Source organism: Stenotrophomonas sp. 05L414_2, assembly GCF_056397905.1.
The window spans coordinates 1-13,207 of sequence record NZ_JBFTOJ010000049.1; the positions used below are offsets into that span (position 1 = coordinate 1).

At 68.0% G+C, this 13,207-nt stretch carries 14 protein-coding genes; all 14 read left to right on the forward strand.

Annotated elements, in window-relative coordinates; all coding sequences use genetic code 11:
- The coding region (locus AC1DJN_RS09010; RefSeq protein ID WP_478039106.1) for a flagellar motor switch protein FliM at positions 1–532 on the forward strand (532 nt) is incomplete at its 5' end.
- A complete protein-coding gene (gene fliN, locus AC1DJN_RS09015) occupies positions 529–864 on the forward strand; it encodes a flagellar motor switch protein FliN (protein ID WP_025878988.1) in 336 nt (111 codons plus the stop codon). The genes AC1DJN_RS09010 and fliN, both read left to right, overlap by 4 nt.
- Complete coding sequence (gene fliO / locus AC1DJN_RS09020; protein ID WP_032974839.1) at positions 861–1,265, forward strand: flagellar biosynthetic protein FliO; 405 nt, start codon at positions 861–863, stop codon at positions 1,263–1,265. Before fliN ends, fliO begins: the two co-directional genes overlap by 4 nt.
- A 1-nt stretch (position 1,266) precedes the next feature.
- Positions 1,267–2,046 carry a flagellar type III secretion system pore protein FliP gene (gene fliP, locus AC1DJN_RS09025; RefSeq protein ID WP_025878986.1) on the forward strand — a complete coding sequence of 260 codons (780 nt, stop codon included), beginning with the start codon at positions 1,267–1,269 and terminating at the stop codon, positions 2,044–2,046.
- Positions 2,047–2,155: 109 nt separating this feature from the next.
- The gene (locus AC1DJN_RS09030; protein ID WP_005413254.1) at positions 2,156–2,425 is read left to right on the forward strand and encodes a flagellar biosynthetic protein FliQ; all 270 of its coding nucleotides are present in this window, start codon (positions 2,156–2,158) and stop codon (positions 2,423–2,425) included.
- A gap of 16 nt (positions 2,426–2,441) precedes the next feature.
- On the forward strand, positions 2,442–3,233 hold the full coding sequence (gene fliR / locus AC1DJN_RS09035) for a flagellar biosynthetic protein FliR (RefSeq protein ID WP_032974840.1): 792 nt from the start codon (positions 2,442–2,444) through the stop codon (positions 3,231–3,233).
- A 161-nt stretch (positions 3,234–3,394) separates the two neighbouring features.
- Positions 3,395–5,524: a putative bifunctional diguanylate cyclase/phosphodiesterase gene (locus AC1DJN_RS09040; protein ID WP_478039107.1), complete on the forward strand. Its 2,130-nt coding sequence runs from the start codon at positions 3,395–3,397 to the stop codon at positions 5,522–5,524.
- Between the two features lie 50 nt (positions 5,525–5,574).
- Positions 5,575–6,705 (forward strand): flagellar biosynthesis protein FlhB, encoded by a 1,131-nt coding sequence (gene flhB / locus AC1DJN_RS09045; protein ID WP_033831035.1) that lies wholly within the window; start codon positions 5,575–5,577, stop codon positions 6,703–6,705.
- Entirely contained in the window at positions 6,702–8,804 is a 2,103-nt protein-coding gene (gene flhA / locus AC1DJN_RS09050; RefSeq protein ID WP_032974843.1) for a flagellar biosynthesis protein FlhA, read from the forward strand. Before flhB ends, flhA begins: the two co-directional genes overlap by 4 nt.
- A gap of 145 nt (positions 8,805–8,949) precedes the next feature.
- The gene (gene flhF / locus AC1DJN_RS09055; protein ID WP_478039108.1) at positions 8,950–10,575 is read left to right on the forward strand and encodes a flagellar biosynthesis protein FlhF; all 1,626 of its coding nucleotides are present in this window, start codon (positions 8,950–8,952) and stop codon (positions 10,573–10,575) included.
- Positions 10,562–11,449, forward strand: coding sequence for a MinD/ParA family ATP-binding protein (locus AC1DJN_RS09060; protein WP_025878980.1), 888 nt, complete (start codon positions 10,562–10,564; stop codon positions 11,447–11,449). The genes flhF and AC1DJN_RS09060 overlap by 14 nt, the downstream gene beginning before the upstream one ends.
- Positions 11,446–12,189: an RNA polymerase sigma factor FliA gene (locus tag AC1DJN_RS09065; RefSeq protein WP_025878979.1), complete on the forward strand. Its 744-nt coding sequence runs from the start codon at positions 11,446–11,448 to the stop codon at positions 12,187–12,189. Before AC1DJN_RS09060 ends, AC1DJN_RS09065 begins: the two co-directional genes overlap by 4 nt.
- Positions 12,190–12,208: 19 nt before the next feature.
- Entirely contained in the window at positions 12,209–12,601 is a 393-nt protein-coding gene (cheY, locus tag AC1DJN_RS09070; RefSeq protein ID WP_478039109.1) for a chemotaxis response regulator CheY, read from the forward strand.
- Positions 12,601–13,206: a protein phosphatase CheZ gene (locus tag AC1DJN_RS09075; protein ID WP_025878978.1), complete on the forward strand. Its 606-nt coding sequence runs from the start codon at positions 12,601–12,603 to the stop codon at positions 13,204–13,206. Before cheY ends, AC1DJN_RS09075 begins: the two co-directional genes overlap by 1 nt.
- The last annotated feature ends 1 nt before the right edge of the window (position 13,207 follow it).

Sequence of the window (13,207 nt, forward strand, 5' to 3'; positions counted from 1 at the left end):
GACCTTCGCCGACCTGCGTGAAGCGTGGGCACCGGTGATGGACGTGGAATTCGAGTACATCAACTCGGAGATCAACCCGCACTTCGCCAACATCGTGACGCCGCGCGAATACGTGGTGGTGTGCCGCCTGCATGTCGAACTCGACGGCGGTGGCGGTGACATCCACGTGACCCTGCCCTACTCGATGCTGGAGCCGATCCGCGAACTGCTCGACGCCGGCATCCAGAGTGACCGCAACGACCGCGACGAGAGCTGGGGCCGCACCCTGCGCGAGCAGCTCAACGTGGCCGAAGTGACCCTGTCCAGCGTGCTGGCCAGCAAGCGCATGACCCTGCGCGACCTGACCCGGCTGAAGGTCGGCGACATCCTGCCGATCGACCTGAGCCCGCAGGTGCCGCTGTGCGTGGAGAACATCCCGGTGTTCACCGGTGAGTTCGGCGTCGCCAACGGCATGAACGCCGTAAAGATCACCGCTACCCATCCGCCGGGCACCCGTCCGCGCGTACCCGTCATCCAGGAAGACCCGCAATGAACGATATCGACGCCCTCGAACCGACCCCGGCCCAGTTCAGCAACCTGCAGGCCGATGAAGCGACCGGCCCGGATTTGAACCTGGACGTGATCCTCGATGTGCCGGTGACGCTGTCGCTGGAAGTCGGCCGCGCCCGCCTGCCGATCCGCAACCTGCTGCAGCTCAACCAGGGTTCGGTGGTTGAGCTGGAACGGGGTGCCGGCGAATCGCTGGACGTGTTCGTCAACGGCACGCTGATCGCSCATGGCGAAGTGGTGGTGATCAACGAYCGCTTCGGCGTGCGCCTGACCGATGTGGTCAGCCCCAGCGAGCGGATCCGGAGACTGCGTTGAGCCTGCTCGCCACCACTCTGGCCGTCGCCAAGACGGCCCCGCAGGTCGGCCAGCATGCGCCGGCCGCACCGAGCCTGTTCGGTGCGGTGCTGGCCCTGCTGGCAGTGCTGGCCCTGGTCATCGGCCTGGGCTGGCTGCTCAAGCGCCTGCCCGGCAGCGGCTTCCGCCCAGCCGAGGGCATGAAGCTGGTGGCGAGCCTGAATGTCGGCGCCAAGGAACGCGTGGTGGTGGTCGAGGTCAATGGTCAACAACTGCTGCTGGGCGTCACCGCCGGCGGCATCAACGCCCTGCACACCCTGCCCGAACCGCTGCCACCGCCTGCGCCGGTACGCGTACCCGACCTGAAGAACCTGCCGAATTTCGCCCAGCTGCTGCAACAGCGGCTGCGCAAGGACCCCTGACATGCGTGTGACCCGTTCCCGTCTTGCCACCCTGCTGCCGTGGCTGAGCCTGATCGCCCTGTGCCTGCTGCCTGCGTTGGCGTTCGCCGCCCCGGGCGCGCCGACCACGCCGCTGCCGGACATCAACGTCGGCAAGATCGGCGGTGCGCCGGTCAGCCTGCCGTTGCAGACACTGCTGTTGATGACGGCGATCACCCTGATCCCGTCGATGCTGCTGGTGCTGACCTCCTTCACCCGCATCATCATCGTGCTGGGCCTGCTGCGGCAGGCGCTGGGCACCGGCCAGACGCCGTCCAACCAGGTCCTGCTGGGCCTGGCCCTGTTCCTCACCGCGATGATCATGCTGCCGACCTGGGACAAGGCCTGGAGCACCGGCATGGCGCCGTACCTCAATGGCGAGATCGACTTCCAGACTGCCTGGACGCTGACCACCACGCCGCTGCGCGCCTTCATGCTGGCGCAGATCCGCGAGACCGACCTGATGACCTTCGCCGGCATCGCCGGTCACGGCACCTACGCCAGCCCTGATGCGATTCCGTTCCCGGTACTGGTTGCGTCGTTCGTCACCAGCGAACTGAAGACCGCCTTCGAGATCGGCTTCCTGATCTTCATCCCGTTCGTGATCATCGACCTGGTCGTGGCCAGCGTGCTGATGTCGATGGGCATGATGATGCTGTCGCCGATGCTGGTCTCTGCGCCGTTCAAGATCCTGCTGTTCGTGCTGGTCGATGGTTGGGTGCTGACCGTCGGCACGCTGGCGGCCAGCTTCAATCCGGCCTGATCCGAAGGTCAGCCGAGCATGGCTCGGCTCTACAGAGGCGACGCCGGGCAATACCGGCTGCCGCATTGACCACCGCCGGGCATGGCCCGGCGCTACCGATGGAACCATGATGTCTCCCGAACTTGCCTTGACCGAACTGCGTGGTGGCCTGATTACCGTGCTCTGGGTGGCCGGCCCGCTGCTGCTGACCGTACTGGTGGTCGGCGTGGTGGTGGGCGTGGTGCAGGCGGCGACCCAGCTCAACGAGCCGACCATCGCCTTCGTTGCCAAGGCTGCGGCCCTCACAGCGGTGTTGTTTGCACTGGGCAGCCTGCTGATCGGCCATCTGGTCGAATTCACCACGCTGCTGTTCCAGCGCATCCCGCACCTGATCGGCTAGACGGACGCGCACGCAGATGGACGCCGCCACCCAGATGGCTGCCGACGGCCTGAATGCCTTCGGCATGATCGGCACCGTGCTGTGGACCATGCTGCGCATCGGCGCAGTGGCCATGGCAATGCCGATGATCGGTACCCGCGCGGTGCCCGGCCGGGTGCGGGTGATGCTGGCCGGCACGCTGGCCATTGCGTTGGCGCCGCTGCTGCCGCCGGTACCGGACTGGACCGGTTTCGACGCTGCTACCGTGCTGACCATCGCCCGCGAGCTGGCGATCGGCGTGGCCATCGGTTTCATGCTGCGGCTGGTGTTCGAGGCCGGCGCGATGGCCGGCGAGCTGGTCGCCCAGGGCACCGGTCTTGCATTTGCGCAGATGAGTGACCCGCTGCGCGGCGGCACCTCCGGTGTCATCGGCCAATGGTTCTATCTGCTGTTCGGCCTGCTGTTCTTCACCGCCAACGGCCACCTGGCGCTGATCTCGCTGGTGGTGGACAGCTACCGCGCCCTGCCCATCGGCGCGCCCCTGCCCGACCCGCACGCCTTCTTCAGCATCGCCCCGACCTTCCTGCTGACCGTGCTGCGCGGTGCGTTGACCCTGGCCATCCCGCTGACCGTGGCGATGCTGGCGGTCAACCTGGCCTTCGGCGTGCTGGCCCGCGCCGCGCCGGCGCTGAATCCGATCCAGCTGGGCCTGCCGGTCTCGCTGCTGCTGGGCCTGTTCCTGCTGACCCTGCTGGTCGGTGAAATGGGGCCGCCGGTGCAGCGCCTGTTCGATGCTGCCTTCCAGGCCGCCGGTGCGGTGACCCGCTGACGTGGTCGTCACGTTCTGCTGCTTGCCGTCCCCCCCGGTGCCCGCGTTAGAGTGAATGCGCAGCGACCGGGGGGACGCTGCAACCGGCGGCTCTGGTCGCCCGCCTTGCGCATGCCCCACCGTAGTTTTTCCGTTGACAGGCAGGTCCGGGAGACTGACGAATGCTGGTAGGCACGTACAACCCGTGGCTGGTGGCGACCTCATTGCTGGTTGCAGTGATGGCGTCCTACACCGCACTGGCGATGGCCGGGCGCACCGTCACCGCGCCCGGCAAGGGCGCGACCTGGTGGTGGCGCCTGGGCGGCGGCTTTGCGATGGGGCTGGGCATCTGGTCGATGCACTTCATCGGCATGCTCGCCTTCGACCTGCCCATTCCACTGGGCTACGACCTGCCCATCACCCTGCTGTCGCTGGCACTGGCAATCGGCTCGTCGGTGTTCGCGCTCTGGCTGGTATCGCTGCGCACCCTGCCCCATCCTCGCCTGGCCGGCGGTGCGCTGCTGATGGGCAGCGGCATCGCCAGCATGCACTACGTGGGCATGGCCGCGATGCGCATGCAACCGGGCATCGACTACCAGCCGGTGTGGCTGCTGCTGTCGCTGCTGGTCGCGGTGGCCGCGTCGTGGACTGCCTTGTACGTGGCCTTCCGCCTGCGCGCGCAGCACACCCGCATCGGCGACCGCCTGGCCGCCGCCGGCCTGCTTGGCCTGGCCATCGTCGGCATGCACTACACCGGCATGGCTGCCGCCCGTTTCCCCGAGGGCAGCGTCTGCGGCGCAGCGGTGGGCGATGGCCTGCAGAACAACTGGCTGGCGATGCTGGTGGTGGTGCTGACCGTGGCGATCCTGGCGGTGGTGCTGGTGGTGTCCTGGCTGGACCAGCGGGTGGAGGCGCAACTGTTGCGCCTGCGCAATTCGCTGCTCAGCACCTCCTTGACGGACGCCCAGCAGGAACTGACCCAGGCCGCGCTGCACGACCCGCTCACCCGCCTGCCGAACCGGCTGCTGCTGCAGCGGCGCATCCTGCAGGCGCTGGCCGAGGCCGAACAGGGCGGCAGCCGCTTCGCGGTGATGTTCATGGATCTGGATGGCTTCAAGCAGGTCAACGATGCCTATGGCCACCAGGCCGGCGATGCGCTGCTGGTAGCCGTGGCAGAACGTACCCGCCAGCTGCTGCGGCCGCACGACATGCTGGCACGGCTGGGCGGCGACGAATTCGTGCTGGTGGTGCGCATCGAACAGGACGAGGACCTGCCGACCCTGGCCCGGCGCATCCTGCAGGCGGTGGGTAGCGGCCCGCTGCTGCCGGACCACGAGCTGCAGGTGAGCGCCAGCATCGGCATCGCGATCTGCCCCGACCATGCCGCCAGCGAACGCCAGCTGATGGCCTTCGCCGATGCAGCGATGTACCAGGCCAAGGAATCGGGCCGCAATGCGTTCGTGCTGTTCGCCGACTGGATGAACGACAGCGCCGAGCAGCAGTTCCGCCTGCTGGCCGACCTGCGCCGGGCAATCGGCAGCGAACAGCTGTTCCTGCATTACCAGCCGAAGATCCGCGTGGCTACGCAGAAGGTGGCCGGTGCCGAAGCACTCATCCGCTGGCGTCATCCGGAACAGGGCCTGATTCCGCCGGACCGCTTCATCCGCCTGGCCGAGCGCAGTGGCGCGATCAACGAGATCGGCCGCTGGGCGCTGGACCAGGCCTGCCAGCAGCTGCGCCACTGGCACGATGCCGGCCATGAAAGCTGGACGATGTCGGTGAACCTGTCACCGGTGCAGTTCAGTTCGCCGCACCTGCTGCAGGACGTGCGCGAGGTGATCGAGCGCTACGCGATCGCCCCGCGCAACCTGGWGCTGGAGATCACCGAAAGCACGGTGATGCGCGATACCGATACCAGCCTGCGCCTGCTGCAGAGTTTCTCCGCCCTGGGCGTGGGCATCTCGATCGATGATTTCGGCACCGGCTACTCCAGCCTGCTGTACCTCAAGCGCCTGCCGGCCACCGAAATCAAGATCGACCACGCGTTCGTGCGCGACCTTGAGCACAGCGCCGAGGACGTGGTGATCGTCTCGGCAATCGTGGCGCTGGGCCACGCGCTGGACATGGACATCGTGGCCGAGGGCGTGGAGACCGCCGCGCAGCGCGCCTACCTGGAGCGCCTCGGCTGCGACTACCTGCAGGGCTTCCTGCTGGGCCGGCCAGTGGACGCGGCCCGCTTCATGCAGCTGCACGACCTGCCGCGGCCACGGGTGGAACTGGCACAGAGCCCGCAGGACCGGCCCCCGGGGTAGCGCCGGGCCATGCCCGGCGGATGCATTGATCCAGGCCTGCAGTGCCTGTGATGTCCGAGAACGAATCCGCCGGCGAAAAAACCGAACAACCGACAGAAAAACGCCTGCGCGACGCCCGCGAACAGGGCAACCTGCCGCGCTCGCGTGAACTGGGCACGGCCGCCGTGTTCGGCGCCGGGGTGATCGCGGTGATGGCCATGAGCGGCTCGATGGCCAGCGGCGCCAGCGCCTGGATGCGCCATGCGCTCAGCCCCGAACAGAGCCTGCGCCAGCACCCGAAGGCGCTGTTCGGCCACTTCGGCGACCTGCTGCTGCAGCTGATGTGGGTGATCGCCCCGCTGGTGCTGGTCTGCCTGCTGGCCAGTTTCCTGGCGCCGGTGGTGATGGGCGGCCTGCGCTGGTCGGCCAAGGCGATGATGCCTGACATCAACCGCATGAACCCGATGAGCGGGCTCAAGCGCCTGTACGGCCCCGAAGCCATCGCCGAGTTCATCAAGTCGCTGCTGCGGGTGGCCTTCGTCGGCGTCGCCGCCGGCATGGTGGTCTGGACCAGCTTCAACACCCTGCGCGGGCTGATCCACCAGCCGCTGGAAACGGCCATCGGCGACGGACTGGGCTTCACCCTGCGGCTGCTGCTGGCCACCGCCGGGGCGATGCTGGTGCTGGCCGCCATCGACGCGCCGTACCAGCGCTGGAACTGGATGCGCAAGCTGAAGATGACCCGCGAGGAGCTGCGCCGGGAGATGAAGGAAAGCGAAGGCAGCCCGGAAGTGAAGGGCCGCATCCGCCAGCTGCAGCAGCAGATGGCCAACCGCCGGATGATGGAGGCGGTCCCCACTGCCGACGTGGTGGTGGTCAACCCCACCCACTACGCGGTGGCCCTGAAGTACGAAGGCGGGGCCATGAATGCCCCCACCGTGGTCGCCCTGGGCGTGGATGAAACCGCCCTGCGCATCCGTGAAGTGGCCGACGGCAACAAGGTCGCCATCGTCTCTGCCCCGCCTTTGGCACGCGCCTTGTATCGGGAAGGCCAACTCGGCAAGGAAATCCCCGTGAGACTGTATTCAGCCGTCGCCCAGGTCCTCTCTTACGTCTACCAGCTGCGCAGCTGGCGGACCGGCCCGATGCCGTCCACGCCGCACATCCAGGTTGATGAGTTCGGCAACGGGGGCCGTCCATGAGCGCCCAGGCATCCAGCTTCAATACCCGCCGCGCGCTTGAAATGATCCGCCAGGGCCTTGGCGCACCGCTGATCGTGCTCGCCCTGCTGGCCATGGTCGTGGTGCCGCTGGCCGCGCCGGTGCTCGATGCGCTGTTCACCTTCAACATCGCCATCTCGCTGATGGTGCTGCTGGCGGTGGTCTACGTGAAGCGCCCGCTGGACTTCACCATCTTCCCGATCGTGCTGCTGATCACCACCATGCTGCGGCTGGCGCTGAACGTGGCCTCCACCCGCGTGATCCTGCTCAACGGCCAGAACGGCCACGAAGCGGCCGGCAAGGTGATCGCCGCATTCGGTGAGTTCGTGATCGGCGGCAACTACGCCGTCGGCATCGTGGTGTTCGCGATCCTGACCATCATCAATTTCGTGGTCATCACCAAGGGCGCCGGCCGCGTCTCGGAAGTGACCGCGCGCTTCATCCTCGACGCCATGCCCGGCAAGCAGATGGCGATCGACGCCGACCTCAACGCCGGTTTGCTGACGCGCGAGGAAGCCAAGCTGCGCCGCGAGGAAGTACGCGAGGAAGCCGACTTCTACGGTGCGATGGACGGTGCCAGCAAGTTCATCCGCGGCGACGCGATCGCCGGCATCCTGATCCTGTTCATCAACATGCTGGGCGGCCTGGCCGTGGGCGTGCTGCAGCATGGCATGCCCTTCGGCGATGCCGCCGCCACCTACACCCTGCTGTCGATCGGTGACGGTCTGGTGGCGCAGCTGCCGGCGCTGCTGGTCTCCAGCGCGGTGGCGATGCTGGTTACCCGTGCCTCGCGCTCGCAGGACATGGCGCAGGCGATGACCGGCCAGGTGTTTGGCCAGTACCGTGCGCTGGCCATCACCGCCGGCATCCTCGGCGTGGTCGGCCTGGTGCCGGGCATGCCCAACGTCGCTTTCCTGACGCTGGCGGCCATCCTCGGCTTCATCGCCTGGAAGGTGTACCGCAAGGGCCTGGTGCCGGCGCAGGCCGACACCGCTGCAGGCGACGCCAACGCACTGAACGCGCTGGGCCGCCCCGCTGCCCCCGCACCTACTGCGGAACTGAGCTGGGACGAGCTGCGCCCGGTCGATCCGCTGGGCCTGGAAGTGGGCTATCGATTGATTTCGCTGGTGGACAGCAACCAGGGCGGCGAGCTGATGCCGCGCATCAAGGGCGTGCGCCGCAAGCTGACCCAGGACGTCGGCTTCCTGATTCCCTCGGTCCACATCCGCGACAACCTGGAACTGCCGGCCAACGGCTACCGGGTACTGGTGCACGGCGTGCCGGTGGCCACTGCCGAGATCCATCCCGACCGCGAACTGGCGCTGGACCCGGGCAGTGCCCTCGGTCCGCTGGAAGGCATCGCCGGCAAGGACCCGGCCTTCGGACTGGACGCGACCTGGATCCAGCCACACCAGCGCGCCCAGGCCGAAACCCTGGGCTATACCGTGGTCGACCCGGCCACGGTGGTGGCCACCCACCTTTCGCACCTGATCCGCGAGCACGCACCGGAACTGCTCGGCCACGAGGAAGTGCAGCACCTGCTGGCCAACCTGGCCAAGAGCGCGCCCAAGCTCGTCGAAGATCTGACGCCGAAGGCGCTGCCGCTGTCGGCGGTGGTGCGCGTGCTGCAGAACCTGCTGGTCGAGCGCATTCCGATCCGCCAGCTGCGCAAGATCGCCGAAGCACTGGTCGAACACGCCCCGCACAGCCAGGACCCGGCCACGCTGACCGCCGCCGTGCGCACCGCACTGGGCCGCTTCATCGTGCAGGAGATCGCCGGAATGTCGGCGGAGCTGCCGGTGTTCACCCTCAACCCGCAATTGGAACGTGTCTTGCAGGAGTCCACGCAGGGCAACGGCGCCGCGCTGGAACCCGGACTCGCTGAGCGACTGCACCAGAGCCTGGCCGAATGTGTCAGCAAGCAGGAAGCCCGCAACGAGCCCGCGGTGGTGCTGGTACCTGGCCCGGTGCGAGCCGCGCTGGCCCGCCTGGTCCGCCACAGCGTTCCGTCGCTGTCGGTCCTGGCCTACAGCGAGGTGCCGGAGGACAAGCGCCTGAAGCTGGTCGGAACGATCAGCTGACGCCGCCCTGCAACGCGCCAGAAAACAGACACCACTTTCAAACACCCGCAACAGACAGATTCCAAGGGGAACCCGAACCGTGCAGACCACCGACCATCCGCGTTCTCCGACCGCCACTCCGCCGACTTCGTCCCGTGACCACAGCATGAAAATCAAACGMTTCGTCGCCKCCGAYATGCGCTCGGCCATGAACCTGGTRCGCAAGGAACAYGGTCCTGATGCSGTGATCCTGTCCAACCGSCGGATCGAGGAAGGCATCGAGATCGTGGCCGCCGCCAACTACGATGAGAGCGCCGTGCAGCGCGCCCTGGAAGCGTCGCGCCGCGACGTGGCACCGCCGCCCGCGCCGAAGCCGCGCAGCGCCGCCGACGCAGTGATCGCCGCGGTCACCCGCCGTCGCAGCGGCACCCCGGCACCGGAGCCGGTGGCCGCCACCACCTCGGCCGTTGCCGCCCTCGCCCGCGCCGCCGTCGGCGCGACCGGCCGCACCCTGGACAGCGCCGACGAGATCGTGCCGACGCGTGGCAGCACCGGTTTCGCCGCCACCCTGGCGCGCGCCGCCGTCAATGAATCGACGCTGCCGGAACAGATCTTCGCCCCGTTCGCCGACGCCATCGTGGCGCCCTCACCCTCGCCTGCGGCAGCCGCGCCGGTGAACCGCGCCCGCTTCCAGATCGACCCGCCGCTGGAAGACAGCGCGCAGCTGCCGGCAGTGACGCCGCCGCCGTTGCCGGTTGCCCTCCAGGCCACCACGGCACCCGAAGACCAAGCCTCACACGCGCAGGTTGCCGTGCAGCCGACCGAGGCTGCACCGGCACCGATGCCGGCGCTGGCGCCAGCACCCGCGCTGACCCTGGTCGCCGATGACGCCGAGATCCGCCACCTGCGCCAGGAAGTGGCCGGCATGCGCCAGGTGATCGAGCGCGAGATGAACCGCTTCACCGACGAGCGCCTGCGCGGCAGCCCGGTGCGTGCCACCGCGCTGGACCTGATGGACGAGTACGGCTTCGATGCCGGCATCGCCCGCGACGTGGCCATGCAGATCCCGCTTGAAACCGAAGCGCATCGCGGCCGCGGCCTGATGCTGGGGCTGATCTCGCGCAAGCTGCCGATCGCCCCGGTCGATCCGCTGGAGGAAGGCGGTGTGATCGCCCTGGTCGGCCCGACCGGCGCCGGCAAGACCACCACCATCGCCAAGCTGGCCTCGCGCTTCGCCGAAGCCCATGCCGCCCGCGACGTCGCCCTGGTCACCACCGATACGATGCGCATCGGCGCCCGCGAACAGCTGTACGGCTACGGCCGCCAGCTCGGCATCGCCGTGCACGAGGCCAACAGCGGCACCGACCTGGACCAGCTGCTGGAACGCCTGAAGGACTACAAGCTGGTGCTGATCGACACCGCCGGCCTGGGCCCGCGCGACCGTGCGCTGGCCGCCCAGCTGCAGTGGCTGCGCGCCGCCCGCCAGGTCCGCACCCTGCTGGTACTGCCGGCCAACACCAGCTTCGGCGACATGGACGAGGTGGTCCGCCGCTTCGGCGCGGCCAACCTGCAGGGCCTGGTGCTGAGCAAGCTGGACGAGACCGGCCGCTTCGGCAACGCCCTGTCGGTGGCGGTGGACCACAAGCTGCCGATCACCTGGGTGACCGATGGCCAGGACGTCCCGGACGACCTGCACCGGGCCAGTGCAGCCAATCTTGTACTTCGCCTTGAAGATTTGCGCCGCGCGGCCGATATGCCCTGCAACCCGGAGTTGAACCATGCCGTCGCGTGAGTACGCCAAGCTGACCACCACCTTCCCGCTGACGGCGACCCGCAGCGAGCCGCTCGGCCCTGTGCGCACGATTGCCGTGACCGGCGGCAAGGGCGGCGTCGGCAAGACCAACGTATCGGCCAACCTGGCCGTGGCGCTTGCGGGAATGGGCAAACGCACCCTGTTGCTGGACGCCGACCTGGGCCTGGCCAACATCGACGTGATCCTGGGCCTGAGCCCCACCAACACCCTGGCCGACCTGGTCGCTGGCCGCTGCAGCCTGGATGACGTGATCATCGAAGGCCCGAACGGCGTGCTGGTGGTACCGGCTGCGTCCGGCCGCCGGCACATGGCCGAGCTGGCCCCGGCCGAGCATGTCGGCCTGGTCAACGTGTTCTCCGAGCTGGAGCGCGAGCTGGACATCATGGTGGTGGACACCGCCGCCGGCATCACCGATGGCGTGCTGACCTTCTGCCAGGCCGCGCAGGACACCGTGGTGGTGGTCTGCGATGAACCGGCCTCGATCACCGACGCCTATGCGCTGATCAAGGTGCTGTCGCGCGAACGTGGCGTGGACCGCATCCAGGTGGTGGCCAACATGGTGCGCGACCCCAACGAAGGCCGCGTGCTGTACGAGAAGCTGACCCGCGTCTGCGAGAAATTCCTCGCCGATGTCTCGCTGAACTACCTGGGCTGCGTGCCGCAGGACGACTGGCTGCGCCTGTCGGTGCAGCGCCAGCAGCCGGTGGTGAAGGCCTATCCGTCCAGCCCGTCGGCACTGGCGATCACCGAGATCGCCCGCCGCACCGCCCGCTGGCAGGCACCGACCGAGCCGCGCGGCGGCGTCGAGTTCTTCCTCGAACGCATCATCAAGCAGCGTGGGGTGGCCGCATGAAAGGCGCCGCCCAGTACAGAGAGGTCCAGCGCACGGCGGCCAACGAGGTCATCGCCCAGCACTCAGACCTGGTGCGGCGCATCGCCCACCATCTGGCCGCACGCCTGCCGGCCAGCGTTGAGGTGGACGACCTGATCCAGGCCGGCATGATGGGCCTGATCGAAGCCTCGCGCAGCTACGACGCCGACCAGGGTGCTTCGTTCGAGACCTACGCCTCGATCCGCATCCGCGGTTCGATGATCGATGAGATCCGTCGTGGCGACTGGGTACCGCGTTCGGTACACCGCCGTGCACGTGACGCTGCGGCCACCATCCGCCGCCTGGAGCAGAGCACCGGCCGCGCCGCCAGTGCCACCGAAGTGGCCGCCGCGATGGAGATGCCGCTGCCCGAGTACCTGCGCCTGATGGAGGACGCCTCGCGCGGCCAGGTACTGAGCCTGGAGTCGCGCATTGAAGACCAGGGCGAGCTGGACACCGTCGCCCAGGGCGGCCCGACCCCGCAGCAGGTACTGGAACGTGGCGAGTTCGGCCGCGAGCTGGGCAATGCCATCGGCCACCTGCCCGAGCGCGAACAGCTGGTGCTGTCGCTCTACTACGAGCAGGAACTGAACCTGAAAGAGATCGGCGCAGTGCTCGGCGTGAGCGAGTCGCGGGTCTGCCAGATCCACGGCCAGGCGGTCCTGCGCCTGCGTGGCCGACTGAAGATTTTCGAGGCGGCCGACGCCGGCCTCGAGAGCTGATCAACAAAGGAACTCTGCTTTGAACAAGAACATGCGCATCCTGATCGTCGACGACTTCTCGACCATGCGTCGTATCGTCAAGAACCTGCTGGGCGATCTGGGCTTCACCAATACCGCCGAAGCCGAGGACGGGCATGCCGCGCTGTCGCTGCTGCAGAGCCAGCCGTTCGACTTCGTGGTCACCGACTGGAACATGCCGGTGATGACCGGCATCGAACTGCYCAWGGCCATCCGCGCCGATGCCAAACTGAAGACCCTGCCGGTGCTGATGGTGACTGCCGAAGCCAAGCGCGAGCAGATCATCGAAGCGGCGCAGAACGGCGTGAACGGTTACATCATCAAGCCGTTCACCGCACAGACGCTGGAAGAGAAGCTCGGCAAGATCTTCGAACGCCTGGCGGCCAGCGCTTGATGGATACCACGGTCGACAAGAGCGCCCTCGCCCTGCGCCTGCAGGAAGCCCTGGATGCACTGGAATCCGGCGACGAGGCGGCATGGCGCCAGCGCATCGACGGCCTGGTCGCGCTGCGCACCCAGCCGATGATGAGCGGCCTTTCGCGGCTGGCCCGCGAGCTGGGCCAGGCGCTGGGCGAACTGCCGACCGTGCCCGATGAAGCCGGCGAGCTGGACGATGCCTGCGCGCGCCTGGACCACGTGGTGGCGATGACCGAACAGGCCACCCACCGCACCCTGGACCTGGCCGAAGAGTGCCGCAGCCTGACCGAACAGCTGCGCGCCGACGGCCTGCAGCCGGGCCAGGACGTGCAGCTCGACCGCATCCGCCACAACCTCACCGAGATCGCCCTGACCCAGAGCTACCAGGACCTGACCGGGCAGATCATCCGTCGCGTGGTGGGCATCGTCCGCCGCGTGCACGAAGGCTTCGGCGCGCTCGGTCTGCCGCCGGAACAGCATCGCACCGATCCGGAACTGGCTGGGCCGGCACTGAAGGGACTGGACCGCCATGCGGTCTCGCAGAACGACGCCGACGACCTGTTGTCGGATCTGGGGCTGTAAC

Excerpts from the sequence above, each read along its gene's own strand:
- fliP (WP_025878986.1), top strand. The coding sequence starts at position 1,267 with ATGCGTGTGACCCGTTCCCGTCTTGCCACCCTGCTGCCGTGGCTGAGC.
- AC1DJN_RS09030 (WP_005413254.1), top strand. The coding sequence starts at position 2,156 with ATGTCTCCCGAACTTGCCTTGACCGAACTGCGTGGTGGCCTGATTACC.
- fliR (WP_032974840.1), top strand. The coding sequence starts at position 2,442 with ATGGACGCCGCCACCCAGATGGCTGCCGACGGCCTGAATGCCTTCGGC.
- flhB (WP_033831035.1), top strand. The coding sequence starts at position 5,575 with ATGTCCGAGAACGAATCCGCCGGCGAAAAAACCGAACAACCGACAGAA.
- flhA (WP_032974843.1), top strand. The coding sequence starts at position 6,702 with ATGAGCGCCCAGGCATCCAGCTTCAATACCCGCCGCGCGCTTGAAATG.
- AC1DJN_RS09060 (WP_025878980.1), top strand. The coding sequence starts at position 10,562 with ATGCCGTCGCGTGAGTACGCCAAGCTGACCACCACCTTCCCGCTGACG.
- AC1DJN_RS09065 (WP_025878979.1), top strand. The coding sequence starts at position 11,446 with ATGAAAGGCGCCGCCCAGTACAGAGAGGTCCAGCGCACGGCGGCCAAC.
- AC1DJN_RS09075 (WP_025878978.1), top strand. The coding sequence starts at position 12,601 with ATGGATACCACGGTCGACAAGAGCGCCCTCGCCCTGCGCCTGCAGGAA.